At 70.4% G+C, this 24,913-nt stretch carries 24 protein-coding genes; 9 read left to right on the top strand and 15 right to left on the bottom strand.

Annotation, left to right across the window (positions count from 1 at the left end):
• Positions 1 to 259: 259 nt before the first annotated feature.
• Positions 260 to 1,834 carry an LCP family protein gene (locus ACFQ6S_RS23575; protein ID WP_383414504.1) on the top strand — a complete coding sequence of 525 codons (1,575 nt, stop codon included), beginning with the start codon at positions 260 to 262 and terminating at the stop codon, positions 1,832 to 1,834.
• Between the two features lie 24 nt (positions 1,835 to 1,858).
• Here the strand turns inward: ACFQ6S_RS23575 and ACFQ6S_RS23580 are convergent, their stop codons facing one another.
• Positions 1,859 to 2,887: a glycosyltransferase family 2 protein gene (locus ACFQ6S_RS23580; RefSeq protein WP_383413079.1), complete on the bottom strand. Its 1,029-nt coding sequence runs from the start codon at positions 2,885 to 2,887 to the stop codon at positions 1,859 to 1,861.
• A gap of 142 nt (positions 2,888 to 3,029) precedes the next feature.
• Here ACFQ6S_RS23580 and ACFQ6S_RS23585 point away from each other — a divergent pair, with 142 nt between their 5' ends.
• Positions 3,030 to 4,484: an LCP family protein gene (locus ACFQ6S_RS23585; RefSeq protein ID WP_383413081.1), complete on the top strand. Its 1,455-nt coding sequence runs from the start codon at positions 3,030 to 3,032 to the stop codon at positions 4,482 to 4,484.
• A gap of 33 nt (positions 4,485 to 4,517) precedes the next feature.
• Here ACFQ6S_RS23585 and ACFQ6S_RS23590 read toward each other — a convergent pair whose 3' ends face one another.
• Complete coding sequence (locus ACFQ6S_RS23590) at positions 4,518 to 5,075, bottom strand: acyl-CoA thioesterase (RefSeq protein WP_383413084.1); 558 nt, start codon at positions 5,073 to 5,075, stop codon at positions 4,518 to 4,520.
• A 119-nt stretch (positions 5,076 to 5,194) separates the two neighbouring features.
• Here ACFQ6S_RS23590 and ACFQ6S_RS23595 point away from each other — a divergent pair, with 119 nt between their 5' ends.
• A complete protein-coding gene (locus tag ACFQ6S_RS23595; RefSeq protein WP_383413087.1) occupies positions 5,195 to 6,484 on the top strand; it encodes an LCP family protein in 1,290 nt (429 codons plus the stop codon).
• A gap of 63 nt (positions 6,485 to 6,547) precedes the next feature.
• Here ACFQ6S_RS23595 and ACFQ6S_RS23600 read toward each other — a convergent pair whose 3' ends face one another.
• Together ACFQ6S_RS23600 and ACFQ6S_RS23605 are read right to left on the bottom strand one after the other, a co-directional pair.
• The gene (locus ACFQ6S_RS23600) at positions 6,548 to 6,907 is read right to left on the bottom strand and encodes a four-helix bundle copper-binding protein (protein ID WP_383413090.1); all 360 of its coding nucleotides are present in this window, start codon (positions 6,905 to 6,907) and stop codon (positions 6,548 to 6,550) included.
• Between the two features lie 218 nt (positions 6,908 to 7,125).
• Entirely contained in the window at positions 7,126 to 8,283 is a 1,158-nt protein-coding gene (locus ACFQ6S_RS23605; RefSeq protein ID WP_383413092.1) for an acyl-CoA dehydrogenase, read from the bottom strand.
• 188 nt (positions 8,284 to 8,471) lie between these two features.
• Here ACFQ6S_RS23605 and ACFQ6S_RS23610 point away from each other — a divergent pair, with 188 nt between their 5' ends.
• Complete coding sequence (locus ACFQ6S_RS23610; protein WP_383413095.1) at positions 8,472 to 9,815, top strand: UDP-glucose dehydrogenase family protein; 1,344 nt, start codon at positions 8,472 to 8,474, stop codon at positions 9,813 to 9,815.
• A gap of 181 nt (positions 9,816 to 9,996) precedes the next feature.
• Here ACFQ6S_RS23610 and ACFQ6S_RS23615 read toward each other — a convergent pair whose 3' ends face one another.
• Positions 9,997 to 10,497: a CGNR zinc finger domain-containing protein gene (locus tag ACFQ6S_RS23615; RefSeq protein ID WP_383413098.1), complete on the bottom strand. Its 501-nt coding sequence runs from the start codon at positions 10,495 to 10,497 to the stop codon at positions 9,997 to 9,999.
• A gap of 152 nt (positions 10,498 to 10,649) precedes the next feature.
• Here ACFQ6S_RS23615 and ACFQ6S_RS23620 point away from each other — a divergent pair, with 152 nt between their 5' ends.
• Both ACFQ6S_RS23620 and ACFQ6S_RS23625 read left to right on the top strand, forming a co-directional pair.
• Complete coding sequence (locus ACFQ6S_RS23620) at positions 10,650 to 11,009, top strand: VOC family protein (protein ID WP_383414507.1); 360 nt, start codon at positions 10,650 to 10,652, stop codon at positions 11,007 to 11,009.
• A gap of 27 nt (positions 11,010 to 11,036) precedes the next feature.
• Positions 11,037 to 11,423 carry a VOC family protein gene (locus ACFQ6S_RS23625; protein ID WP_383413101.1) on the top strand — a complete coding sequence of 129 codons (387 nt, stop codon included), beginning with the start codon at positions 11,037 to 11,039 and terminating at the stop codon, positions 11,421 to 11,423.
• An 18-nt stretch (positions 11,424 to 11,441) separates the two neighbouring features.
• On the opposite strand, the gene ACFQ6S_RS23630 is transcribed toward ACFQ6S_RS23625, so the two are convergent.
• Complete coding sequence (locus ACFQ6S_RS23630) at positions 11,442 to 12,569, bottom strand: dipeptidase (protein ID WP_383413104.1); 1,128 nt, start codon at positions 12,567 to 12,569, stop codon at positions 11,442 to 11,444.
• Between the two features lie 76 nt (positions 12,570 to 12,645).
• Between ACFQ6S_RS23630 and ACFQ6S_RS23635 the strand changes: the two genes are divergently transcribed.
• Positions 12,646 to 12,996: a hypothetical protein gene (locus ACFQ6S_RS23635; protein WP_383413106.1), complete on the top strand. Its 351-nt coding sequence runs from the start codon at positions 12,646 to 12,648 to the stop codon at positions 12,994 to 12,996.
• Here the strand turns inward: ACFQ6S_RS23635 and ACFQ6S_RS23640 are convergent.
• Genes ACFQ6S_RS23640 through ACFQ6S_RS23650 form a run of 3 tightly spaced genes read right to left on the bottom strand, consistent with a single transcriptional unit; the run spans position 12,945 to position 15,816 of the window.
• Positions 12,945 to 14,135 carry a dipeptidase gene (locus tag ACFQ6S_RS23640; RefSeq protein WP_383413109.1) on the bottom strand — a complete coding sequence of 397 codons (1,191 nt, stop codon included), beginning with the start codon at positions 14,133 to 14,135 and terminating at the stop codon, positions 12,945 to 12,947. The two genes, ACFQ6S_RS23635 and ACFQ6S_RS23640, sit on opposite strands and share 52 nt — an antisense overlap.
• 5 nt (positions 14,136 to 14,140) lie before the next feature.
• The gene (purE, locus tag ACFQ6S_RS23645; RefSeq protein ID WP_383413112.1) at positions 14,141 to 14,680 is read right to left on the bottom strand and encodes a 5-(carboxyamino)imidazole ribonucleotide mutase; all 540 of its coding nucleotides are present in this window, start codon (positions 14,678 to 14,680) and stop codon (positions 14,141 to 14,143) included.
• Positions 14,677 to 15,816 (bottom strand): 5-(carboxyamino)imidazole ribonucleotide synthase, encoded by a 1,140-nt coding sequence (locus ACFQ6S_RS23650; protein WP_383413115.1) that lies wholly within the window; start codon positions 15,814 to 15,816, stop codon positions 14,677 to 14,679. Before ACFQ6S_RS23650 ends, purE begins: the two co-directional genes overlap by 4 nt.
• Positions 15,817 to 15,980: 164 nt before the next feature.
• Between ACFQ6S_RS23650 and ACFQ6S_RS23655 the strand changes: the two genes are divergently transcribed.
• Positions 15,981 to 16,547 carry a GtrA family protein gene (locus ACFQ6S_RS23655; protein ID WP_383413118.1) on the top strand — a complete coding sequence of 189 codons (567 nt, stop codon included), beginning with the start codon at positions 15,981 to 15,983 and terminating at the stop codon, positions 16,545 to 16,547.
• A gap of 202 nt (positions 16,548 to 16,749) precedes the next feature.
• Here the strand turns inward: ACFQ6S_RS23655 and ACFQ6S_RS23660 are convergent, their stop codons facing one another.
• Positions 16,750 to 18,024 (bottom strand): ATP-binding protein, encoded by a 1,275-nt coding sequence (locus ACFQ6S_RS23660; protein WP_383413121.1) that lies wholly within the window; start codon positions 18,022 to 18,024, stop codon positions 16,750 to 16,752.
• 35 nt (positions 18,025 to 18,059) lie between these two features.
• A complete protein-coding gene (locus ACFQ6S_RS23665; RefSeq protein ID WP_107905766.1) occupies positions 18,060 to 18,737 on the bottom strand; it encodes a response regulator transcription factor in 678 nt (225 codons plus the stop codon).
• A gap of 505 nt (positions 18,738 to 19,242) precedes the next feature.
• On the opposite strand from ACFQ6S_RS23665, the gene ACFQ6S_RS23670 reads away from it, so the two are divergent.
• Complete coding sequence (locus tag ACFQ6S_RS23670) at positions 19,243 to 20,739, top strand: oligopeptide:H+ symporter (RefSeq protein ID WP_383413125.1); 1,497 nt, start codon at positions 19,243 to 19,245, stop codon at positions 20,737 to 20,739.
• A gap of 102 nt (positions 20,740 to 20,841) precedes the next feature.
• Here ACFQ6S_RS23670 and ACFQ6S_RS23675 read toward each other — a convergent pair whose 3' ends face one another.
• The 4 genes from ACFQ6S_RS23675 to ACFQ6S_RS23690 form a co-directional block, all read right to left on the bottom strand.
• Positions 20,842 to 22,158, bottom strand: a complete 1,317-nt coding sequence (locus ACFQ6S_RS23675; protein ID WP_383414510.1) for a hypothetical protein — start codon at positions 22,156 to 22,158, stop codon at positions 20,842 to 20,844.
• Positions 22,159 to 22,220: 62 nt separating this feature from the next.
• A complete protein-coding gene (locus tag ACFQ6S_RS23680; RefSeq protein ID WP_383413127.1) occupies positions 22,221 to 23,303 on the bottom strand; it encodes a hypothetical protein in 1,083 nt (360 codons plus the stop codon).
• Positions 23,300 to 24,151 (bottom strand): hypothetical protein, encoded by an 852-nt coding sequence (locus ACFQ6S_RS23685; RefSeq protein WP_383413129.1) that lies wholly within the window; start codon positions 24,149 to 24,151, stop codon positions 23,300 to 23,302. The genes ACFQ6S_RS23680 and ACFQ6S_RS23685 overlap by 4 nt, the downstream gene beginning before the upstream one ends.
• Before the next feature lie 30 nt (positions 24,152 to 24,181).
• Positions 24,182 to 24,862, bottom strand: coding sequence for an LPXTG cell wall anchor domain-containing protein (locus ACFQ6S_RS23690; protein ID WP_383413132.1), 681 nt, complete (start codon positions 24,860 to 24,862; stop codon positions 24,182 to 24,184).
• Between the last annotated feature and the right edge of the window lie 51 nt (positions 24,863 to 24,913).

Raw genomic sequence — 24,913 nt, forward strand, 5'->3', positions numbered from 1 at the left:
GTCAGCCGGCGTTGGCCGGACGCTCCACGCGGCCGTACCTGGCGCGGATTTTGCCGATGCCTGGCCAACCCGGGTCGGACCCACAGAGGTCTGACAGGTTGCGAACCGGTGTCGGACAGGGTGGTCTGCCATGGTTCGCTCCGCACCGGACAGGGAGGTCCGACCCGCGGAGCGCGGCCGTGTCGGGCAAAGGGTGGGGAAGGGCGAAGAGTTGGCGCAGAGCAGTGTGCGAGGGGAGGCCCCCGCGGTGGACGACACCATGTCGCTCACCCCGCGGGCCGACCAGGACACGCCGGCCGACCACGGCCGGCACGGTGGCGGGGGTTCCCGGGGCGGCCGGGGAACCGACGGCAGGCCCCGCAGACGGCGGGTGCTGCGCTGGTCGGCGACGATTCTGGCGGTGGTGATACTGGGCACCGCGGGTGCCGGGTATCTCTACTACCAGCACCTCAACGGCAATCTGAGGAAGGACGACCTCAACATCGGCGACGCGAAGGACCGCGCCGCCGAGACCGAGGCGAACGCGGCCGGTCAGACGCCGCTGAACATCCTGCTGATCGGCTCGGACGCGCGGGACACCGAGGCGAACCAGAAACTCGGCGGCGCCAAGGAGACATTCGGCGGCACACCGCTCGCCGACGTCCAGATGCTGCTCCATGTCTCCGCCGACCGCAGCAACATGTCGGTCGTGAGCATGCCCCGCGACACTCTGGTGGACATCCCCAAGTGCACGGACCCGGACAGCGGAGACGCCTACGAGGCCCGTGAGCGCGCGATGACGAACCAGTCGCTGGGCCGCGGCGGGCCGGGGTGCACGGTGGCCACATGGGAGAAGCTCACCGACATCCACATCGACCACTTCATGATGATCGACTTCTCGGGTGTGGTGTCGATGGCGGACGCGATCGGCGGTGTCCCGGTCTGCGTCGACAAGAACATCCACTCCAAGGACAGCCAGGGCCACGGCTCCGGGCTGAAACTGGAGAAGGGCACGACGTACGTCAAGGGCGAGCAGGCCCTGCAGTGGCTGCGCACGCGGTACGGCTTCGAGGACGGCAGCGACCTGGCCCGCGCCAAGGCGCAGCACCAGTACATGAACTCGATGGTCCGCGAGCTGCGCAAGAACGCCAAGCTGAGCAACCCGGGCAAGCTGCGTGCCCTCGCCGAGGCCGCCACCAACGCGCTCACCGTCGACCCGGGCCTGGGCACGGTCGCGAAGCTGTACGACCTGGCCGGCGAGCTCAAGAAGGTGCCGACCTCGCGCATCACCATGACGACGATGCCCAACCGGTACGTCGGTTCGCGCGTCGAGCCCACCGACGACGCCGCCAAGCTGTTCCGGCTGGTGCGTGAGGACATCGCCCTCGACGGCAAGGACAAGAAGAAGGCCACCGAGGAGAAGGCGTCCACCGACCCGGCCGCGGCGGACGGCGAGATCGCCGTCCAGGTGCAGAACGGTACCCGCACCGACGTCCTCGCCCCGGCCCAGGGCCGCGCGACCACCGTCGCCGGGCTGCTCGTCGACAAGGGCTTCACGCAGGCGTTGGCGGACTCCTCGACGGCACCGATCGCGGACACGACCCTCGTCCGCTACCCGAGCGCCGATCTCGAAGGCGACGCCCAGCGGGTCGCCAAGGCCCTCGGCATCCCGACCAGTGCCGTGGAGAAGACCACGGACGTCTCCGGCGTCACGCTCGTCGTCGGCGCCGACTGGCGGGAGGGCTCGGCGTACAAGGCGCCGAAGCAGGACGACAAGACGCCTGACACGGCGGAAGCGCTGAACGCCTCCGACACCGACGCGTGCATGAAGGTGAACGACGGGTTCACCTGGTGACGGGCGCCGCGCCCGGCGGCGCGCTCAGCTCGCGCTGAGCACCGCCGGGCGGCGGGAGGCGATGACCTTCCTCGCCAGCGAACGCGGGCTGGTCAGGAAACCGTAGCCCCAGGACATGTGCATGGTCGCGAGGGCTACGGGGATCTGCAGGCGTGCCTTCAGCGGCAGGCCCTGGCCGGCCGGGACCGAGCCCGCGGTGATGGCGGCGAGGTAGCCGCCGGGGACCACCAGGGCCCACGGGGTGACCAGGGCGCCCAGCACCAGGCCGGCCGCGATGGCGCAGACCGCCGTCGGCGGGGCGAGATAGCGCAGGTTGATGGAGCCGGCGTGGTAGCGGGCGACGACATGGCGCCAGCGGCCGTAGTCCTTGTACTGCTTGGCCAGGGCCTTCACCGACGGCCTCGGGCGGTACGACACCTTCAGCTCCGGCGAGAACCAGATCAGGCCGCCCGCCTCGCGGATCCGGAAGTTGAGCTCCCAGTCCTGGGCGCGGATGAACTCCTCGTTGTAGCCGCCCTGTTGCTCCAGCGCCTCGCGCCGGAAGACGCCGAGGTAGACGGTCTCGGCCTGCTGGGCCTCGCCGCCGGTGTGGAAGGCGGCGTTGCCGACGCCGATCTTCGAGGTCATCGCGGCGGCGACGGCGTGCTCCCAGTCGCTCTCGCCCTCGGCGTGCATGATGCCGCCGACGTTCTGCGCGCCGGTCTCCTCCAGGAGCCGTACGGCGGTGGCGATGTAGTTCGCCGAGAGAATGCCGTGGCCGTCGACGCGGACGACGATCGGGTGGCGGGAGGCCTTGATCGCGGCGTTGAGGGCGGCGGGGGTGCGGCCGGTCGGGTTCGGCACGGTGTGTACGCGAGGGTCCTCTTGCACGAGCTCGGCGGCGATCTCGTCCGTACGGTCCGTGGACGGACCGAGGGCGATCACGACCTCCATCTCGCCGGCGTACTCCTGCGCGAGGATCGCTTGGACGGCTCCGCGCAGATGCCGCTCCTCGTTGAGCACGGGCATGATGACGGACACGGCGGGGAGCTGCACGTCGGGATTGGCGTTCATAGGGGGCTCACGTTACCGCGAACGGGGGACACGGGTGCGCCCCGCCGGGACCGTGCACCGGGCAGCAGATCGTATGGCCCTACGGTGCTCACGGATCCCACGTACGGCCCCCAGGGGCACGCCCCAGCGGAGGTATCCCTTCATGCCCACGCCGTCCCGCCGCTCTTCCGCCCCCGCGCAGCGCAGTCCGCAGCCGCCCCGCGGCGGGGCGCGGTCGGTCGCACCCGTACGGCGGAGGAGACCACGCTGGGCCTTGCGGGCGGTGACGACGCTGTCCGTCGTGGTGCTCGCCTCCGCGGGGATCGGACACGCGGTGGTGACCAGCCTGGACGCGAAGATCGCACGCGTCGACCCGTTCAAGGACATGAAGAACCGGCCGCAGGCCGGGAACGGGATGAATGTGCTGCTCGTCGGCACGGACGGCCGCGAACGCATCAGTGACAAGGAGCGCCGCAAGTACCGCCTCGGCGGAGCGCCCTGTCACTGCACCGACACGATCATGATCGTGCACATCTCCGCGGACCGGGAGCGGGCGAGCGTGGTGAGCCTGCCGCGCGACTCGTACGCCGAGGTGCCCACGAAGGACGGGCGCGAGGCGCACCCCATCAAGATCAACGCGGCGTACGCGGAGGGCGGTCCGAACCTCACCGTGCGCACGGTCGAGCACATGACCCACGTCAAGATCGACCACTATCTGGAGGTCGACTTCACCAGCTTCATGAAGACGGTGGACGTGCTGGGCGGCGTGCGGATCTGCACCGCCGCGCCGCTGAAGGACTCGTACACCGGGCTGGACCTGCCCGCCGGCGACCACCGGCTGATGGGCGGCGAAGCGCTGCAGTTCGTGCGCGCGCGGCATGTCGACAGCGACTCCGACCTGGGACGGGTGCAGCGTCAGCAGCGGTTCATGGCGGCGCTGATCGAGCGGGCGACCTCGTCCGGGATCCTGCTGAACCCGATGCGGTTCCGGGACGTGACACGGGCGGTGCTGGGGTCGGTGCGGGCCGACAAGGGCTTCGGCACGGGTGAGTTGCTGGACCTCGGGCGGGCGATGCGGAACTTCTCACCGTCGTCCTCGGAGTTCACGACCGTACCGATCGGACAGCTGGGCTACGACGTGAAGGGCCTCGGATCCACCGTGAAGTGGGACACCGAGCGGGCCGAGCGCCTCTTCAGGGCCCTGCGCGAGGACCGGCCGCTGGCCACGCACCGGTCGAAGCACCGGGCCGTCCCGGTCGAGGTCGCCCCGCAGCAGATCCACGTCCAGGTGGAGAACGGCACCAAGGAGACCGGCCTCGGCAAGCGCGTCGACACGGCGCTGGCGGGGATCGGGTTCCGTACGACGGAACGCCCGGTCCCCGCCGCGGACCGAGGTCTGAGGCGCACGGTCGTCGCCCACGACCCCGGCTGGGACCGCTCGGCGAAGAGCCTGGCGGCCGCGCTGCCGGGGAGCGAGCTGCGGGCGGTGAAGGGGCTGGGGCCGACGCTGAAGGTGATCGTGGGCGCCGACTTCAAGCAGGTGCGGAAGGTCCGGGCCGAGGACCCGCTCCAGGGACATTCCCGGGTGGTGCGAGGGGACGAGACGGGGTGTTCGTAACTCCGCTCCCCCCGGCGCGGGCTCTTGCGGCGCTCAGTCCTCGAACCCCTCCGCCGCCCGCTTCTCCCGCAGCTCCTTGATGGCGCGGCGGCGGGCCAGCCGGTGGGTCCGGCGGATCTGGGCCTCCTGGTAGCGGCGCTCGTCACGCTCGCTCTCCGGCGTCACCGGGGGCACCCGGCGCGGCTTGCCGTCGGCGTCGACCGCCGCGAACACCAGGTACGCCGAGCCGACCTGCGTGGCCGGCGCCGACTCGTTCCAGCGCTCGGCCAGGACCCGTACGCCGACCTCCATCGAGGTCCGGCCGGTCCAGTTGACCTGGGCCTTCACATGGACGAGGTCGCCGACGCGGACCGGCTCCAGGAAGGCCATCTCGTCCATGGACGCGGTGACCGCGGGGCCGCCGCTGTGCCGGCCGGCCACGGCTCCCGCGGCGTCGTCGACGAGTTTCATGATCACACCGCCGTGCACCGTCCCGAGGAGGTTCGTGTCGTTGTGGGTCATGATGTGGCTGAGAGTGGTACGGGATGCGGATGTCGGTTTGCCCGGGATCTCCGGATTGCCCGACTCCACTGCGGTGACCTGGTCTGTCATGGCGTCCACCTTATGCCGAGCTGACATTCGCGGACTTTGTGTTGGGTTCGCAACAGCACTGCCTCTATTTTCCGCCGAACCTTGTAAGACACCTGTCCGGTCCCTGCACACTGGGGCGCATGAATGACTGGCCCCAGGGATGGTCCGACGGCAACCGCGGCAACCGTTACGGACACGGCAGCGCGAGCGCACAGCCTGAAGGCGCGCGTGTGATGCGACAGGTCCGCCGCGGACCGACGGCACCGCCCGGCCAGGGCTACGGCGGGGTGCCACAGCAGCCGTCGTACGTGAACGGCCAGGGCCACGGCGGCCACGGCGACGACCCGTCCTACGACGACGGGTACGACAGCGGCTACAACACCGGCCAGGTCTACGGCGGCGGTGGCCCGGGCGGCCCCGGCGGCGGGGGGACGCGGGAGCGGCCCGCACCGAACTGGCGGCGCCGGATAAAGGTGGGCTCGATCACGCTGGTGACGGTGCTGCTCGTGACGACCGTCGCCACCTACTTCTGGGCGGACTCCAAGCTCAACCGGGACGTCGACCTGTCCAAGGTCATCGACCGGCCGGAGGCGGGCGAGGGCACCAACTACCTGATCGTCGGCTCCGACAGCCGTGCGGGCATGACCGACGAGCAGAAGAAGGCACTGCACACCGGGTCCGCCGAGGGCAAGCGCACGGACTCGATGATGATCCTGCACGTCGGCAGCAACGGCGACACCCTGGTCTCGCTGCCGCGTGACTCGAACGTCAAGATCCCGTCGTACAAGGGCTCCGACTCCGGCAAGCTCTACGAGAGCACCGGCCGGGAGACGAAGCTGAACGCGGCGTACGCGGAGGACGGTCCCGAACTGCTGGTCCGTACCGTCGAGGCCAACACCGATCTGCACATCGACCACTACGTCGAGATCGGCTTCGCCGGCTTCGCGAACATCGTGGACGCGGTCGGCGGTGTCGAGATCGACATCCCGCAGGACATCAAGGACTCCAAGTCCGGCGCGGACTTCAAGAAGGGCAAGCAGACCCTGAACGGCGAGGAGTCGCTCGCCTTCGTCCGCACCCGGTACGCGCTGGCCGGCTCCGACCTGGACCGTACGAAGAACCAGCAGAAGTTCCTCTCCGCGCTGGCGAGCCAGGTGGCGACGCCGGGCACGGTCCTCAACCCGTTCAAGCTGTACCCGACCATGGGCGCGGGCCTGGACTCCCTGACCGTCGACAAGGACATGAGCCTGTGGGACCTGGCGTCCATGTTCTGGGCGATGAAGGGCGTCAGCGGCGGCGACGGCAAGTCCATGAACATGCCGATCTCGGGCAACTCCGCGAACGGCAACCTCCAGTGGGACACCGCGAAGGTGAAGCAGCTGGTGGAGCAGCTGAAGAACGACGAGACGGTGACCGTCTCCGGCAAGTGAGCGCACCTGTGACAGCCGTCGAGGGCACCCCTGCGGGTGCCCTCGAGTGCTGTGGGGCGGTCGTCACATCGTGGCGCCCGCCATCGCGCGGCAGGTGGCGGCGCAGCTGCGACACGCCTCGGCACATCGCATCATCTGGGGATCGTCCGGCATGGACATACACGCCTCGGCGCACATCTCACAGGCCTTGGCGCACATCGCGCACATCTCGGCCGACATGGGCGAGCGGCGCATCATCATGTCCGCGCACATCCGGGTCGTCTCGGCGCAGTCCATGAGTGCGCGCATGATCTGCATCTGAGCCTGGCCGCCCATCTGCATGCAGGAGCTCATGGTCTCCTCGCAGATGCTGTGGCAGGTCATGCACGCGTCGACGCAGTCCTGCATCTCCTTGCTCATCGGGATGGTTCCGGGCTGGGTCATGGCTCCTCCTGGGGGACGCGGGAGCCCGGGACGGGCCCCGTGCCCTTCCGTCCTACGCCCGCCCTCGGCTGGGCGCCATCGGGCGGACGCGAACAATTCCCACCAGATGCCGCGCAGGGCACGGACCCTGGCAATCCGCCGCAGACGGCGACAGAGGCCCGAACGGGTGAAGGGCGCCCGGGATACCCGGGCGCCCTTCACCGTCAAATCCCGCGGGGTTACGGCAGGTTGCGCGCCATGACGATGCGCTGGACCTGGTTCGTGCCCTCGTAGATCTGCGTGATCTTGGCATCGCGCATCATGCGCTCGACCGGGTAGTCACGGGTGTAGCCGTAGCCGCCGAGGAGCTGGACGGCGTCCGTGGTGACCTCCATCGCCACGTCCGAGGCGAAGCACTTGGCGGCGGCCCCGAGGTAGGTGAGATCGGCGTCGCCGCGCTCGGAGGCGGCCGCGGCCTGATAGGTCAGGGCGCGGGCGGCCGATATCTTCATGGCCATGTCGGCGAGCATGAACTGGATGCCCTGGAAGTCGGCGATCGGCTTGCCGAACTGCTTGCGCTCCTGGACATAGCCCTTGGCGTAGTCGAGGGCGCCCTGGGCGATACCGAGGGCCTGGGCCGCGATCGTGATGCGGGTGTGGTCCAGCGTCTTCATCGCGGTGGCGAAGCCGGTGCCCTCCTCGCCGATCATGCGGTCCGCCGGGATGCGGACGTTGTCCAGGTAGACCTCGCGGGTCGGGGAGCCCTTGATGCCGAGCTTCTTCTCCGGGGCGCCGAAGGAGACGCCCTCGTCGGACTTCTCGACGACGAAGGCGGAGATGCCCTTGGAACGCTTGGCGGGGTCGGTGACCGCCATCACCGTGTAGTACTCGCTCACGCCGGCGTTGGTGATCCAGCGCTTCACGCCGTTCAGGACGTAGTGGTCGCCGTCGCGGACCGCCTTGGTCTTCATGCCGGCCGCGTCGGAGCCGGCGTCGGGCTCGGAGAGGCAGTACGAGAACATGCCCTCGCCCTTGGCGAGCGGGGTCATGTACCGCTTCTTCAGGTCCTCGGAGCCGGAGAGGATCACCGGGAGCGAGCCCAGCTTGTTCACCGCGGGGATCAGGGAGGAGCTCGCGCAGACGCGGGACACCTCCTCGATCACGATCACGGTGGCGAGCGCGTCGGCGCCCGCGCCGCCGTACTCCTCGGGTACGTGCACCGCGTGCAGGTCGTTCGCGACCAGGGCCTCCAGCGCCTCCTGCGGGAAGCGGGCGTCCTCGTCGACCGCGGCGGCGTGCGGCGCGATCTTCGCCTCGGCCAGGGAGCGGATGGCGTCACGGAGCATGTCGTGCTCCTCGGACGGGCGGTACAGGTCGAAGTCAGCCGATCCGGCCAAGGTCTCTCACGCTCCAAGGACGCTGGTTGCAAATGCGCTGCTGGTGCTAATTACCGTTAAGTAACTCAAATTTTAGGGGGCGGCCCACGGGAGTGATACGTGAGCTTGGCGACAGGGGGGAAGTTGCCCGTCAGACCCGCCGACTATGCTCGGGCCCGCACTGCCCCGTCCCCCTTTCTGGAGTCCCCATGGCCCTGAAGATCACCGTGATCGGAACCGGTTATCTCGGCGCGACACACGCCGCCGCCATGGCCGAGCTCGGATTCGAGGTGCTGGGGCTCGATGTCGTGCCCGAGAAGATCGAGATGCTCGGCCGGGGCCAGGTCCCGATGTTCGAGCCGGGGCTCGAGGAGCTGCTGAGCAAGCACGTGGCCGGCATCGAGGGTTCCACCGGGCGGCTGCGCTTCACGATGGACTGGGCGGAGATCGCCGAGTTCGGCGATGTGCACTTCGTCTGTGTGAACACCCCGCAGAAGCACGGCGAGTACGCCTGTGACATGAGTTACGTCGACTCGGCCGTCGAGTCGCTCGCCAAGCATCTGCGCAAGCCCTGCCTGGTCGTCGGCAAGTCGACCGTCCCGGTGGGCAGCGCGGACCGGCTCGCGGCCCGCATCCTGGAGCTCGCCCCGGGCGGCGGCGAGGTGGAGCTGGCCTGGAACCCGGAGTTCCTGCGCGAAGGCTTCGCCGTCGACGACACGCTGCACCCGGACCGGATCGTGGTCGGCGTGCGCAGCGAGCGGGCCGAGAAGCTGCTGCGCGAGGTGTACGCGAAGCCGATCGAGGACGGCTCGCCCTTCGTCGTCACCGACTTCCCGACCGCCGAGCTGGTGAAGACCTCCGCCAACTCCTTCCTCGCCACGAAGATCTCCTTCATCAACGCGATGGCGGAGGTGTGCGAGGCGGCCGGCGGCGATGTCGCCAAGCTCGCGGAGGCCATCGGCCACGACGACCGGATCGGCAAGAAGTTCCTGCGCGCCGGGATCGGCTTCGGCGGCGGCTGTCTGCCGAAGGACATCCGCGCCTTCATGGCCCGCGCCGGCGAGCTGGGCGCCGACCAGGCGCTGACCTTCCTGCGCGAGATCGACTCGATCAACATGCGCCAGCGCGGGCAGATGGTGGAGCTCGCCCGCCAGGCGCTGGGCGGCGGGTCCTTCCTGGGCAAGCGGGTCGCGGTGCTCGGCGCCACCTTCAAGCCCGACTCCGACGACGTACGGGACTCACCCGCGCTGAACGTCGCGGGGCAGATCCACCTCCAGGGCGGCCAGGTCACGGTGTACGACCCCAAGGGCATGGGCAACGCCCGCCGCCTCTTCCCGACCCTCGGCTACGGCGACAGCGCGGTCGAGGCGGTGCGCGGCGCCGATGTCGTACTGCATCTGACGGAGTGGCGCGAGTTCCGCGAGCTGGATCCGAAGGCGCTCGGCGAGGTCGCGGCGGCCCGGGTCATCCTGGACGGCCGCAACGCCCTCGACCCCGAGCTGTGGCGCAAGGCCGGGTGGACTTACCGGGCGATGGGGCGGCCGACGGCCTAGACCGGATACGGCCTGGACCGGATACGGCCTGGACGAGATAGGGACGACGCCGTTTCGGCCGAGGCTCAGTCGGCCGAAACGGCGTCTTTCGCATTCTGCCGCACATCGCCGCAGCACGCCGAATGAATCTTCAACGACCTTTCGAAATGGCTCACTTCGACGGGCCGCACCGCGCGTCGGCTCACTTGGCCCGGTAGCGCCGCATCTTCGCGCGCGCCCCGCACACCTGCATCGAGCACCAGCGGCCGCGCCCCGCCGGACTGCGGTCGAAGTACGCCCAGTGGCAGTCGACCGCCTCGCAGGCCTTCAGCCTGGTCCAGGCGCCTTCGACCAGGGCCTGCGCGACGGCCGCCGCCACCCGGGAGAGCAGCGGGCCCTCGTCGGCGGGGGCGAGGGTGGCCGACCCGTCGGCGGCGTCGACCGCGACCACCAGGGGGGCGGCGGTCAGCAGAGCGCCGAGCGGTGTCACCTCGCGGTGGGCCGGATGGCCCGCGTGGGCGAGCAGGGCCACGCGCAGGGACTCCCGCAGCTCCCGCGCGGCGGGGATGTCCGCCTCGGCCAGCCCGAAGCGCGTCCGGCCCTCGGCCGTGTCCAGCGAGTCCGCGCCGGACTCCACGTCCAGCGTGTTGACCAGGGACTGGACCAGCTCCAGGCCCCCGGGCGCGGGCGATCTCTCACTCATGGCTGCACGCCGTCTCTCGCTTCTCGAATCCCTTTTCCCTTTGCGACGTTACCCTCAATGCTGGAGTATGGGGTAACCGACCGCGTTACCCGCTGCCGCGACTTACTGGTAACCGGCCGATCATGAGCACCCAAGACTTCAAGGAGGAAGTCATGGCCATCGCCGAACTGGGCTCCGTCGTCCTGGACTGTCCCGACCCCCGCACCCTCGCCGCCTTCTACGCGAGCGTGCTCGGCGGCACCATCGAGGACCAGGACGACTGGGTGGACCTGAAGGTGCCCGGCGGACCGATTCTGGCGTTCCAGGCCGCCCCCGGATTCGTACCGCCGACGTGGCCCTCGCCCGAGCACTCGCAGCAGTTCCATCTCGACCTGACCGTCAAGGACCTGGACGCGGCCGAGGAAGCGGTGCTGGCGCTGGGCGCGAAGCCGCTGGAGGCCGAGGACCGCTCGCGCAGCTTCAGGGTTTACGCCGATCCGGCAGGGCACCCTTTCTGTCTGTGTGCCTGCTGAGCACCTCGTCCCCACCGGGAGGACCCCATGGCACCCGTCGCCCGACTGCGCAGTGTCGTCCTCGACTGCCCCGACGCACGCGCCCTCGCCCGCTTCTACGCCGACGTCGGCGGCGGCACACCCGAGGAGGACGATCCCGAATGGGTCGTGCTCCAGCTGCCGGGCGGGCCGCGGCTGGCCTTCCAGCCGGCGCCGGGGTACACCCCGCCCGAGTGGCCGCGGGCCGACCTGAACTCCCAGCAGTTCCACCTCGACTTCGACGCCGGGTCCACCTGGGAGGAGATCGAGGCGGCCCAGGAGAAGGTGCTGGCGCTGGGGGCGCGGTTGCTGCACGCGGAGGACAAGGAGGACTTCCGGGTGTACGCCGATCCGGCAGGGCATCCGTTCTGCCTCTGCCGGATCGAGCACTCCTGAGCGGGCCCGCCCCGACGGCTACCCGTCCAGCTCGGCGATCTTCATCGTCGACGGCGCCCGGCGCCGCTGTGCCTCCCGGGCCGTGAAGTCGGCCTCGCGCAGCACACGCTGGACGTTGCCCCAGGTCAGCAGCGCGATCTCGGCCTCGGGCCAGCCCCGGCGCAGCAGTTCGGCGACGAGGTGCGGGTAGCAGGAGGCGTCGCTGAGGTCCTGCGGGTGGGCGGTGCCGGCGTCGTAGGTGCCGGACAGGCCGACGCACTGCGGGCCCGCGACCTGACGGACGTGGTCGAGATGGTCGGCGACGTCCCGGACGGACGGGCCGGTCTGCTCGGCGGTGAGCGGCACCATGCACAGGCCTCCGACGGCGCCCAGCTCCGCGAGCAGGTCGTCGGGGAGGTTGGCCGGGTGCGGGCGCAGGGCGCGGGCGGCGGAGCGGGCGCACAGGACCGGCGCCTTGGAGACCGCGAGCGCCCGGCGCAAGGTGTCCTCGGAGGCGCCGGAGAGGTCGGCCAGCACACCGAGCCGGTTCATCTCGCGCAGCACCTCCTCGCCGAACCGGGTCAGCCCCGCCTCGCTCGCCCAGGACACGCCGGACAGGGTGAGGGCGCGCAGCCCGAGCCCGTGCAGCGAGCGCAGGATGCCGAGCGAGTCACCGAGCGCGGCGGCCCCGGCCGGGCCCGGCAGCACGGCGACGCGACCGCTGTGGCGGACATCGGTTATCTGCCCCGGGGTCTCGGCGAGGCGCAGACCTTCGGGGTGCCCCCGTACGACGGTCTTCACCAGGTCGAGCTGCTCCAGCGTGGCACCGACGGCCCGGTCCCCGGCCAGCCCGTCGGGCAGGTGCAGCGCCCAGAACAGCGCGCCGACGTGACCCTCGCGCATCCGCGGCACATCGGTGTCGACCGCGCTCTCGCCGAGCTCCAGGTCGAACCAGGGCAGTCGGCGCAGCGCCCACGGCAGCCCGCTGTAGCCGTCGGCGACGGGGTGGGCGGCGAGCAGGGCGTGGGCGCGGGCGAGGAGATCCTCATCGGGGTTCGCCTCGGAGCCGGTGACGCTGTCGTACGGCTTCCCGGGGAACGGGTCGGCCAGTTCATCGAGTTCGTCGACCGCGGTGCCGGGTTCCAGGTCGTCCCTGAGGTCTGCCATGGCGGCCTCCGTACGTGCTCGGCGTCCTGATCAAGCAGTTCGGTTCACCGTCGCACGGACCCGAAAGGGCGTCCTGGTGGGCGATCCGTTCGGGGGTACGGCTCCTCGGTCGGCATGGAACGGCGCGCTCGGGGGTAACGCGGCGGTCGGCGATCATGCGGCCGATGCGCTCGCGCCCGGTGGTGAGGTCCTCGACCAGCCGGGGCGGCTCCTGGCGGCCGGCGTCGATCTGATCGCCCTCGGCCGTCCCCTCCTCGCCAACCCCGACCTGGTGCGGCGGCCGGCGCTCGGGGCGCCGCTCAACGCGGTGCGGGACCGGTACCCGATGTACACGGGCGGGGCGACCGGCTGCACCGACCACCCCGCCCTCGACGATCAGCCGTCCAGTGCCTCGATGGTCGCGTTCGACGGACCTCGTGTCGCCTGAAGGCCGCGGGCCACGTCCTCCGCCGCGCCCAGCACCCGTACGGCGTTCTGCCAGGTCAGCTTGGCCAGGTCGGGCTTCGACCAGCCGCGGTCCAGCAGTTCGGCGATCAGGTTGGGGTAGCCGGAGACGTCGTTCAGACCGTCCGGGGTGAAGGCGGTGCCGTCGTAGTCGCCGCCAATGCCGAGGTGGTCGATGCCGGTGACCTCGCGCATGTGGTCCAGATGGTCGGCGACCGTGGACACCGTGGCGACCGGGCGCGGGACGCGCTCCTCGAAGGCGCGGTGCACCTTCATCGCCTCGGCGGTGGTGTCGAGGTGGTGGAAGCCGTGCGCGCGCATGTTCTCGTCGGCCGCGGCCGTCCAGTCGACCGCCGCCTGGAGCACGAACTTCGGCACGAACGTCACCATCGCGATGCCGCCGTTGCCGGGCAGGCGTTCCAGGACGGCGTCCGGGATGTTGCGCGGGTGGTCGCACACCGCCCGGGACGAGGAGTGCGAGAAGATCACCGGCGCGGCGGATGCGTCGAGCGCGTCGCTCATCGTCGTGGCCGCCACGTGCGAGAGGTCGACGAGCATGCCCTCGCGGTTCATCTCCCGGACCACTTCGCGGCCGAAGGCCGACAGGCCGCCCACGCCCGGCTCGTCCGTCGCCGAGTCGGCCCACGCGATGTTGTCGTTGTGCGTGAGGGTCATGTAGCGGACGCCGAGCGCGTACAAAGCGCGCAGCGTGGCGAGGGAGTCGGCGATCGAGTGGCCGCCCTCGGCGCCCATGAGGGAGGCGATACGGCCCTCGGAGCGGGCGGTCTCCATGTCCGCCGCCGTCAGCGCCGGGCGCAGGTCCTTCGGGTACCGCGCCAGCAACTGCCGTACGCAGTCGATCTGTTCGAGAGTGGCGCTGACCGCCTTGTCGCCGGCGTAGTCCGAGCGGACGAACACCGACCAGAACTGCGCGCCCACGCCGCCCTCGCGCAGCCGCGGGATGTCGGTGTGCAGATGGGCGTTCTGGTGGCCGGCGATGTCGCGGGCGTCGAGGTCGTAGCGAACCTGTTCGCGCAGCGCCCAGGGGAGGTCGTTGTGGCCGTCGACGACGGGGAACTCGCGCAGGAGTTCCCGGGCTGCCTCCAGCGAAGCGGAGGTCATCGTGGTCACTTCCCCGTGCCGAAGCCGAAGCCGCCCGCGCCCTCTACCTTGGCGCGCAGCCGCTTGCCCTTCTCGGTGGCCTGGTCGTTCAGGTCCTGCTGGAACTCCCGCATCCGCTGCTGCAGGTCCTCGTCGTGGGTGGCGAGGATGCGGGCGGCGAGCAGACCGGCGTTGCGCGCGCCGGCGACCGAGACGGTGGCCACGGGCACGCCGGCCGGCATCTGCACGATGGAGAGCAGGGAGTCCATGCCGTCGAGGTACTTCAGCGGGACGGGCACGCCGATCACCGGCAGCGGGGTCACCGAGGCGAGCATGCCGGGCAGATGGGCGGCGCCTCCGGCACCGGCGACGATCACCTTGAGCCCGCGCTCGGCCGCCTGCTCGCCGTAGGTGACCATCTCGCGCGGCATGCGGTGCGCGGAGACGACGTCGACCTCGTAGTCGATCTCGAACTCGTCGAGGGCCTGGGCGGCGGCCTCCATGACGGACCAGTCGGAGTCCGACCCCATGACGATGCCTACGAGGGGTCCGGCAGCGGTGCTCATTCGGTGATCGTGCCTCTCAGGTAGCCGGCAGCGTGACGGGCGCGCTCCAGCACGTCGTCGAGGTCGTCGCCGTAGGTGTTGACGTGGCCGACCTTGCGGCCGGGCTTCACGTCCTTGCCGTACATGTGGATCTTCAGCTGGGGATCGCGGGCCATGCAGTGCAGGTACGCGGAGTACATGTCCGGGTAGTCGCCGCCGAGCACGTTGGCCATGACCGTCCACTTCGCGCGCGGGCGCGGGTCCCCGAGGGGGAGGTCGAGGACGGCCCGGACGTGGTTGGCGAACTGGGAGGTTATGGCGCCGTCCTGGGTCCAGTGGCCCGAGTTGTGCGGGCGCATTGCCAGTTCGTTGACGAGGATGCGGCCGTCGCGGGTCTGGAACAGCTCGACCGCGAGGTGTCCGACGACGCCGAGTTCCTTGGCGATGGTCAGGGCCATCTCCTCGGCCCTGAGGGCCAGGGTCTCCTCGAGGTCGGGGGCCGGGGCGATGACGGTGTCACAGACGCCGTTGACCTGCTGGGACTCGACGACGGGGTACGCGACCGCCTGACCGTGCGGGGAACGTACGACGTTCGCCGCGAGCTCCCGTACGAAGTCGACCTTCTCCTCGGCGAGGACCGGGACGCCGGCGCGGAAGGGCTCGGCGGCCTCCTCGACGGAGTCGACTACCCAGACGCCCTTGCCGTCGTAGCCGCCGCGGACGGTCTTCAGAACGACCGGGAAGCCGTCGCCCTCGGCCGCGAAGGCGAGGACGTCCTGCGGGTCGCGCACGATGCGGTGCCGAGGGCAAGGCACGCCGATCGCGTCGAGTTTCGCGCGCATCACGCCCTTGTCCTGGGCGTGCACGAGCGCGTCGGGGCCGGGGCGCACGGGGATGCCGTCCGCCTCCAGGGCCCTGAGGTGCTCGGTGGGTACGTGTTCGTGATCGAAGGTGATCACATCGCACCCACGGGCGAACTCGCGCAGCGTGTCGAGGTCGCGATAGTCGCCGATCACGACATCGCCTACGACCTGCGCCGCGGAATCCTGTGGAGTGTCACTGAGGAGCTTGAATTTGATGCCCAACGGGATGCCCGACTCGTGTGTCATACGAGCGAGCTGACCCCCGCCGACCATGCCGACTACCGGGAACGTCACGCCCCTAGGGTATCGGCCACTCCGGGGCGAGCCTCTTACCGGACTTTTCCGGGTCTCTTCCCCGCCCTATGAGCCCGCGCACAGGCAATCGCCAAGGGGGGTGGTTAGCATGGCTGGGTTGACGAAACCGACCGACAAATCGACCGACAGGAGCCTTCACGACCATGGGACGTGGTTCCTCGGGGCTTCATGTGGCGCCTCCGGTATCTCGCAGTGCGGTACGGCAGCGGTTCGATCGGCTGGTGCGTGAGGTCGCCAAGTTCGGTGCGGTGGGCGGAGCGGGGCTGCTGGTCAACCTCCTCGTGTTCAACCTGGTGCGGCATGTCACCGACCTTCAGGTGGTGCGGGCGAGTGTCATCGCCACGGTCGTCGCGATCATCTTCAACTACATCGGTTTCCGTTACTTCACGTACCGCGATCGCGACAAGGGCCGCCGTACGAAGGAACTGAGCCTGTTCCTGCTGTTCAGTGCGGTCGGCCTGGTGATCGAGAACGGCGTGCTGTACGCGGCGACGTACGGGTTCGGCTGGGACAGCCCGCTGCAGAGCAACGTGTTCAAGTTCCTCGGCATCGGCATCGCGACCCTGTTCCGGTTCTGGTCGTACCGCACGTGGGTGTTCCGTGCACTGCCGGTGGACGAACCGGTGGAAGAGCCGGCGTCGGCCGCGGAATCGTTCCTTGAGCAGCGCCCTGCGACGCCGGAGCCGCGGGTCGGGCAGCGGGTGGGCTGAGGCGTACCCGGCGTGGGGCTCGGCCCTGGGGGTCTCGCCCCCGCCGCCCCCGCCCGTCCCGTCCTCAAGGGGCTCCGCCCCTTCGACCCCGCTGGGGCAGCAGCCCCAGACCCCGCTTCGCCCCTGAACGGGCCTCGTCCTCAAACGCCGGACGGGCTGAGAAATGCCTGGACCGGCGTCGAGCCCCCTGAGCGCGGAACCCCTACCTGACCGGCGGCGGGCCCGGCTCCTGTGACTTCTTCGGTGGCTGGGGGCGGGACAGGAAAAGGGCGATGACCGGGGGCTTCGTCTGGAGCATCTCCAGGCGGCCGCCGTCCGCCTCTGCCAGGTCCCGGGCCACCGCCAGGCCGATGCCCGTGGAGTTGCGGCCGCTGATGGCGCGTTCGAAGATGCGGGCGCCCAGGTCGGCCGAGATGCCGGGGCCCTCGTCCGTCACCTCGATGACCGCCTGGTTGCCGGTGACGCGGGTGCGCAGGGCGACCGTGCCGCCGCCGTGCATCAAGGAGTTCTCGATCAGGGCCGCCAGGACCTGGGCCACCGCGCCCGGGGTGCCCACCGCCTGGAGGTGGCGCTTGCCCGAGCTCACGATCGCCCTGCCCGCGCTGCGGTACGCCGGGCGCCACTCCGCCAGCTGCTGCTGGATGACCTCGTCGAGGTCGAAGGTGACGGCGGAGCCGGTGCGTGGGTCGCGGGAGTTGGTCAGGAGACGTTCGACGACGTCCGTGAGGCGCTCCACCTGCGTCAGGGCGATGGTCGCCTCGTCCTTCACCGTGTCGGGATCGTCGGTGAGGGTGATCTCCTCCAGCCGCATGGAGAGGGCCGTGAGCGGGGTGCGGAGCTGGTGCGAGGCGTCCGCGGCGAGGCGCCGCTCCGCCGTCAGCATGCGGCCGATGCGTTCGGCCGAGGAGTCCAGCACGTCCGCCACCCGGTCCAGCTCGGGGACGCCGTACCGCTTGTGACGCGGGCGCGGGTCGCCCGAGCCGAGACGTTCCGCCGTCTCCGCGAGGTCGGTGAGGGGCGAGGCAAGGCGGTTCGCCTGACGTACCGCCAGCAGCACCGCCGCGATCACCGCCAGCAGCGCCACCGCCGCGATGATCAGCAACGTACGGCCGACCTCCCGCGTCACCGACGAGCGCGGCTCCTGCACGGTGACCGTCTCGCCCTCCTCGCCGGTCTCGGTGGCGCTGATGACGTCACCGGACGGCTTGCGGCCCACCTCGATCACGGGCTTGTGGGGGATGCGGATCTCGGCGTAACGATCACCCTGGATCTGGTCCCGCAGCACGGACGCGTCCACGGTCTCGTCGCCGAGCAGCCGGCTGTCCACGATGCTGGCGAGGCGCACGGCCTCGGTGTCCACCCGCTCCTGTGCGGTGCTGGTGATCGTCCGTGTCTCGACGATCACGAGTGACACGCCGAAAACGGCGATCACGACGAGAACCACGGCGAGGGTGGACTGGATCAGTCGGCGGCGCATGTCCTGTTACTTACCTGTACGGCTCGGTTACCGGCTCAGCTCTTCTCGAAGCGGAAGCCGACGCCCCGCACCGTCGCGATGTAGCGGGGGTTCGCCGCGTCGTCGCCCAGCTTCTTGCGCAGCCAGGAGATGTGCATGTCGAGCGTCTTGGTCGACGACCACCAGGTGGTGTCCCAGACCTCGCGCATCAGCTGGTCCCGGGTGACCACCCGCCCGGCGTCCCGCACCAGCACCCGCAGCAGGTCGAATTCCTTCGCCGTGAGCTGGAGCTCCTCGTCGCCCATCCACGCCCGGTGCGACTCGACGTCGATCCGCACCCCGTGCGTGGCCGGCGGCTGCTGCGGCTCCGCCGCCCCGCGCCGCAGCAGGGCCCGGACCCGGGCGAGCAGCTCGGCGAGCCGGAACGGCTTGGTGACGTAGTCGTCGGCGCCCGCGTCCAGGCCGACCACGGTGTCCACCTCGTCGGCACGCGCGGTGAGGATGAGGACCGGCACGGTGTGGCCCTCGGCGCGCAGCCGGCGGGCGACCTCCAGGCCGTCCATGCCGGGCAGGCCGAGGTCCAGCACGACGAGGTCGATACCGCCCTGCATCCCTGCGTCGAGCGCGGTGGGGCCGTCCTCACGGACCTCGACCTCGTACCCTTCCCGGCGCAGTGCGCGGGCCAGCGGCTCCGAAATGGACGCGTCGTCCTCGGCGAGCAGTACTCGGGTCATGAGCTGATGGTAGTCCGCCCATGACAAGAGCTGGAGTGTGATCGGGCGCCCGGATTCTCACCGGTCCCTGGCACGTCTCTTACCTTCACACGCCGTGGTACAGACCTATGCCGATGAGATGCGATCCTGGAAAGGACCTTGGAAAGGGTGGCCGCGGTTCCCTCGACACCTGTGATCCCCGTCTCAAGTCCTTCCATATCCGGCAGTGTCCTGACGTATGGTGAATCTACGCCCGTAGCACTGCGGGGACCTTCGGCGCACTTGACGCTGAGGGTCTCTTTTGTGTGCGGGACCGGCGCTCACCGGTCCCGAATGGAATGACCTGTGGCCGGGCCCCCGAAGGCGGGGGCGTGGATCCCGACGGTCGCCGTCTTCCCCTCCGTGACCCGGAGCGGGACTGCCCCTGGGCGTGGGGTGGACGGCCGTGTCCGCCGGTGCCGGCCGCCCCCCACCGGGCGCGTGAACGTTCTACGTCGGTGCGCGTCCCGACCAGCAAGGATCGACCATGGCGTCCAGCCTGACGAAGGACTCGGCCCGCCCGGGCACCCCCGGCTCCGAGAAGACCTTCTTCGGCCACCCCCGCGGACTGGCCACTCTCTTCATGACGGAGATGTGGGAGCGTTTCTCCTACTACGGCATGAGGGCACTGCTCCCGCTGTACCTGGTCGCTCCGGGCGGCCTGCACCTCAACCCGGCCACGGCGACCGCGATCTACTCGGTCTACGTGTCGATGGTGTACCTGCTCGCCATGCCCGGCGGCTGGTTCGGCGACCGGGTCCTGGGCCCGCGCAAGACCGTCGCCATGGCCGGCGGCATCATCATGCTCGGCCACCTCACGCTGGCCCTGCCGTCCTCCGGCACGTTCTACGCCGGCCTCGGCCTGGTCGCGATCGGTTCGGGTCTGCTGAAGGCCAACATCTCGACCATGGTCGGCCACCTCTACGACGGCCCGGCCGACCCGCGCCGCGACGGTGGCTTCACGGTCTTCTACATGGGCATCAACCTCGGTGCCTTCGCCGCGCCGCTGATCATCGGCACCATCGGTGAGAACGTCAACTGGCACCTGGGCTTCGCGCTCGCCGCGCTCGGCATGGCGCTGGGTCTCGCCCAGTTCCTGATCGGCTCGCGTCACCTGGCCGAGCGCTCCAGCGTCGTCCCGACGCCGCTGTCCGCCCAGGAGAAGTCCTCGACGCTGCGCAAGGCGGCGATCTGGGCCGGTATCGCGGTCGTCTTCTACGCGATCGTCGGCTTCTCCGGCAACTACACGCTGAACTGGGTTCTGGTCCCGCTGACGCTGCTCGGCGTGATCATCCCGACGTTGGTCCTGGTCCGCATCAAGCGCGACAAGGACCTGGACCGTGCCGAGCAGTCGAAGATGTCCGCGTACATCTGGTTCTTCGTGGCCGCGGCCGTGTTCTGGATGATCTACGACCAGGGCGGCTCGACCCTGTCGATCTTCGCCGACGGCTCCGCCGAGAACAGCGTCCTCGGCTGGGACTTCCCTGTCTCCTGGTACCAGTCGGTCAACCCGGTCCTGATCATGGCGCTGGCCCCGGTCTTCGCCTGGTTCTGGCTGGCGCTGAACCGGCGCGGCAAGGAGCCGAGCACGATCGTGAAGTTCGGCTCGGGTCTGGTCCTGGTCGGCGCGTCCTTCTTCCTCTTCCTGGCGCCGCTGTCGATCGCCGAGGGCGGTCACAAGGCGGCCGCGATGTGGCTGGTGGCGATCTACTTCGTCCAGACCGTCGGTGAGCTGCTGCTGTCCCCGGTGGGTCTGTCGGTGACGACGAAGATGGCGCCCGCGAAGTACGCCTCGCAGATGATGGGCGTCTGGTTCCTGGCCGTCACCGCCGGTGACGCCACGACCGGTCTGCTCTCCATCGCCGGTGTCGACCTGAACAAGACGAACATCGTGGCTCTGGAGGCCACGCTGGCCGTCCTCGCCGGTGTCGCCGTATGGATGTACCGCAAGAAGGTCAAGGCGCTCATGGGCGACGTGCGCTAGCGCTGCGCTGCTTGAGCCGACGGGGCCGCTGCAACCTCCCCGGGTTGCGGCGGCCCCGTCAGTTTTCCGACCGTGCGCGGTTCCCCGCGCCCCTGAGGGAAATCAGCGCGTCCTGCGCCTTGGCATGAACGTGAACACCGCTCCCCCCAGGAGCAGTGCCGTCCCCGCCACCAGGCCCAGCGCCTTCAAGGCGTCATGCTCCTCCGCGCCCGTCGCCGCCAGGCCGCCGTCGGTCGATGAACCGCCCGCCGAGCCTCCCGCCGAGCCGCCGGCCGAACCGCCGCCCGACGCCCCGCTCGCCTGCTCGCTCGTGTCCAGCGTCAAGGACACCTCCGACTTCGCCGGCGTACAAGTCGTCGTCGTCCCCAGGGCCTCGATCGTCAGGACGCCCGGGGAGAGGGTCGACTCGCCGCTCGCGCCCGGCTTGTAGGTGCCGGTGAGGTCGGGGATCTCGATCGGTTCGCCGGACTTGATGTCCTCGGAGTTGGTCGGGCCCTCGACATGGACCGTGCCCTTGTCGGCGCCGCCCAGCGCGACCTCCATGGACGGCTTGACCGAGTCCTTGGGGATGTCGGCGGGAGAGTCCATCACCGACTTCTTGAACTGGACCGTCAGGTCGAAGCTCCCGCCGTTCTTCTTGGCGTTGATCTGGACCGGCGAGGTCGCTTCCTTGTCGCCGATGGGCGTCTTGCACTTGTACGGGACCTGGACCTCCTTGCCCGTGAAGTCGCTCTGGCCGCCGTCCCCGCCGCCACCTGTGCCCGAACCGCCCGCGTCCCCGCCCGTCTCGCTCTCGCTCGGCGTGGCGGTCGGGCTCGACGAACCCGTGGGCAGGTCGGTCGGCACGCCCGTCGGCAGCGTCGGGACGACCGTCGGCAGCCCTCCCGTCGTACCGCCCGAACTCCCGCCTCCGTCCGTCACCTTGATCGTCGCCGCCGGCTTCACCGTCTCCTTCGGCGAGCACTTGGTGTCCGTGGAGATCGGCTTGTTGACGTTGATGTTGTACGCGTCCGGCGCGAGCGTCACCTCGCCCGGTGCCGTCAGCTTCAGCGTGCCCTTCATGTCGGACAGCTTCATGTCGGTGTTCTTCGGGATCGGCGGGTTCTCCCGGGGCCCCTCCATGGCGATGTCCGCCGTCTGCGCGCCGGCCGCCTTCAGCGTCCCCGTCGGCTGGACCGTGTTCGCGTCCAGGTCGAGGATGTCCGGGTTCTTGGACGCGGCCTGGACGAACTTCCAGACGATCTCCACCTCGTCGCCGACCTTGGCCTCGGCGGGCGCGGTGATCTCCACCTTCGTGGTGCCCTGGACGGGCGGCAGTCCGGAGATGGCGGGCGGGATGCACTCGGTCGCGTACGACACCTCGGCGGCCTGCGCGGGCGCCGCGGCCACGCCGAGCAGCACACCCGCGCCGCCGAGCATCAGGGCGGCGCCCGCCGCGGTCGCTCTCCGGGGGCGTACCGGTATGACTCTCCTTGGCTTGCTCACGGAGGTGCCTTCCTCGTGGGGGTCGTAGGACTCGACGTGCTGTCGTCGTGCGGTGCGGAGAGCCGACCGGCCGTGCCCGGATCACTGTCCGGCGCGAACCACGGCAGGGTCGAGGAGGGCGAGGCAGCGTGCCTCGCCTCCTCCCGGGGCCTCAGCCCCGGAAGACGAAGGGCGGCTTCGGGCAGCCGGAAACCCCGGCGGCGGGCCGTCTGCCGCGGCCGTACCCGGTCCACCAGGGCCATCCCGACGCGGAACACCGCCGCCGGTACGACCAGGCACACCAGGATCCAGAACAGCGTCACACCCCAGGGCCGGCCCACGCCCCAGGGCTGTTCGGCCAGCACCTTGCCGCCGTACTTCAGGGAGACGGTGTAGTCGCCGTGCGCCCCGGCGGCGAGCTCCACCGGCAGCTCGATCCGCGCCTTCTTTCCCGGCCGGATCGTGCCGCGCCACTGCTGTTCCTCCCACTGCGGGGCGAACACGCCGTGGGAGGTGCCCACTTGGAAGACCGGGTTCCTGACGGCGGAGGTGCCCACGTTGCCGACGGTGAAGACGAGCGTCCGGGCCGGCGGTGCGCCGAACCAGGTGAGCAGGCCGCCGGAGCCGTCGAGCCGGGTGTCGGTGAGGACCGACAGACGCCCGCCCGCCGGCTCCGCGGGCAGCGGCTCGACCGCGTGCCCGGCGACCTGGAAGATCGCGTCGGCCTCGGCCTTCGCCCCGGTCACCGTCGCCACATGCACCACGCACGGACACGGCACGGGCGGCTCGGCCACCGGCAGCTTCCGGCTGAAGCGGCCCTCGGCGTCCGTCGTCACGGCCCTGCCGTCCGCGTTGGCGCAGGAGTTGGTGCCTCCCGTCACCCCGGTCGACGGCACGGACTGGCCGCAGACCAGGATCATCAGCAGGGCGCGCGGCCGCCAGCCGCTGCCGGTCACGGTGATCGAACCGCCCGTTCCCGCCTGGGACTTGGACAGTTTCACGGCGGGCGGCCCGTCCGCCGCCGACGCGCTCCCGGCCGCCGTCGGCGACAGCAGCGCCAGCACGGCCAGCAACGCCGCGATCCGCACCCTGGCGTTCACGTCCCCACTCCCGTCAACTCGGCCTGCCGCACCGGTCGTTCGGCTTCCGTCGGCTCGCCGCCGTACGGCTTGCGGCGCCTTCGATGTCGTACGGCGAACAAGGCGCCCGCGGTCGCCAGGGCCCCGGCGACGCCCGCCGCGCCGCCCCACGGCACGAACCTCACCGATGTCTCCGCGGTGTCGCTCGCGCCGCCCGCCGCCGTCACCGTCAGCCGCACGTCGACCGCGTCGAGCGCGGGCCGGTCGGGCCATGGCTCGGTGAGCTCGGTGCGGCTGCCCGGGGGCAGGGCGAGGGGGAGGTGGCGCGGGGCGCGGTCGAGGAGGCGGCCGAAGACACCGTCGGCGCGCACCGCGAGAGTCGGGGCGATGGGGGTCGTACCGCGGTTGACCAGCTCGTATGCGATGCCCTCGGCGCGCACCTCGACATGCTCGACGGTCAGCGCGGACAGTTCGGGACCGGTGACGCGCAGGCGGAGCGGCACGGTCTTCGTGCGGCCGTCGGTGTCGCGGGCGACGATCCCGGCGGAGCGGTCGCCGGGGGCCGTGCCCGTCGGGACGGTCACCGTGAACGGAACCTCGGCGCGGGTGCGGGCCGGGATCCGTACCGGACTCTCGGCGAAGGCGATCGGGACGCCCGTGCCGCGCAGGCGTACGGTGACCGGCTCGTCGCCCGGGTTCGTGACGGACACCGTGTCCCGCTGGACCGTCCCGGGCTCGCCCTCGGTGTAGAAGGACGGGCGCCCGCCGCCGGAGGGCGCGACGGACCAGGCCTCGGCGGCGGTCGCCGTGGGGACGATCGCCGACAGCAACAGCAGGGACAGGCACAGGACACGGGCGGCTGACGACATCGGCGGCTCCAGCGGATCGGTGCGTATCGGTCAGCGGCGTACCGTCTGACCCCTGCGCGTCAGCCACAGCGCGCCCGCCGCGCCCGCGAGCAGGACCGTGCCGCCGAGGGTGCCCAGGGCGATCGCCGAGTCCTCGGGGCCGGTCTGCGGGAGCTCGGCGCCGGAGTCGGAGCCGCTCTGGCCGGTGCCGCCCGAGCCGGACGCCGCCTTCGCATCGAGGGTCAGCGACGGTCCGGGGCTGTTGGTGGGCGTGCAGGTGGTGGTCGTGCCGAGGGCCTTGATGGTGAGGATGGCCGCGGTGAAGGTGACCTTGCCGGTCTTCTTCGGGGTGTACGTGCCCGTCAAGTCGTTGATCTTGATGGGGGTGTTGGCGGGGATCGCCTCCTGGTTGGCCGGGCCGGTCACGCTCAGGGTGCCGCTGTCGGCGCCGCCCAGCTTGATGGTGGCGCTCGGGTTCATCGCACCCTTGCCCAGTTCGACCGGGCTGGACGAGACGCCCTTCTGCCACGACATGGTGATCTTGTAGCCGCCGCCGCTCTCGACACCCTTGATGTCGATGGGCGAGACGGCACTCTTGTCGCCGATCGGCGTCTTGCAGGCGTAGTTGACGTCGACGACCTCGGCCCGGGCGGCGGGGGCGGCCATCAGCACCGCCGATCCGGCCAGGGCCGCGACGGTCGCGAGCGCGGCGGTTCGCTTCTGCTTCGACACGGTCCCCTCATTCCTGACGGCACATCAGATCGGCCGTCAAGGTACGCCCGG

The organism is Streptomyces sp. NPDC056479 (assembly GCF_042795335.1).
Lineage (GTDB): Bacteria > Actinomycetota > Actinomycetes > Streptomycetales > Streptomycetaceae > Streptomyces.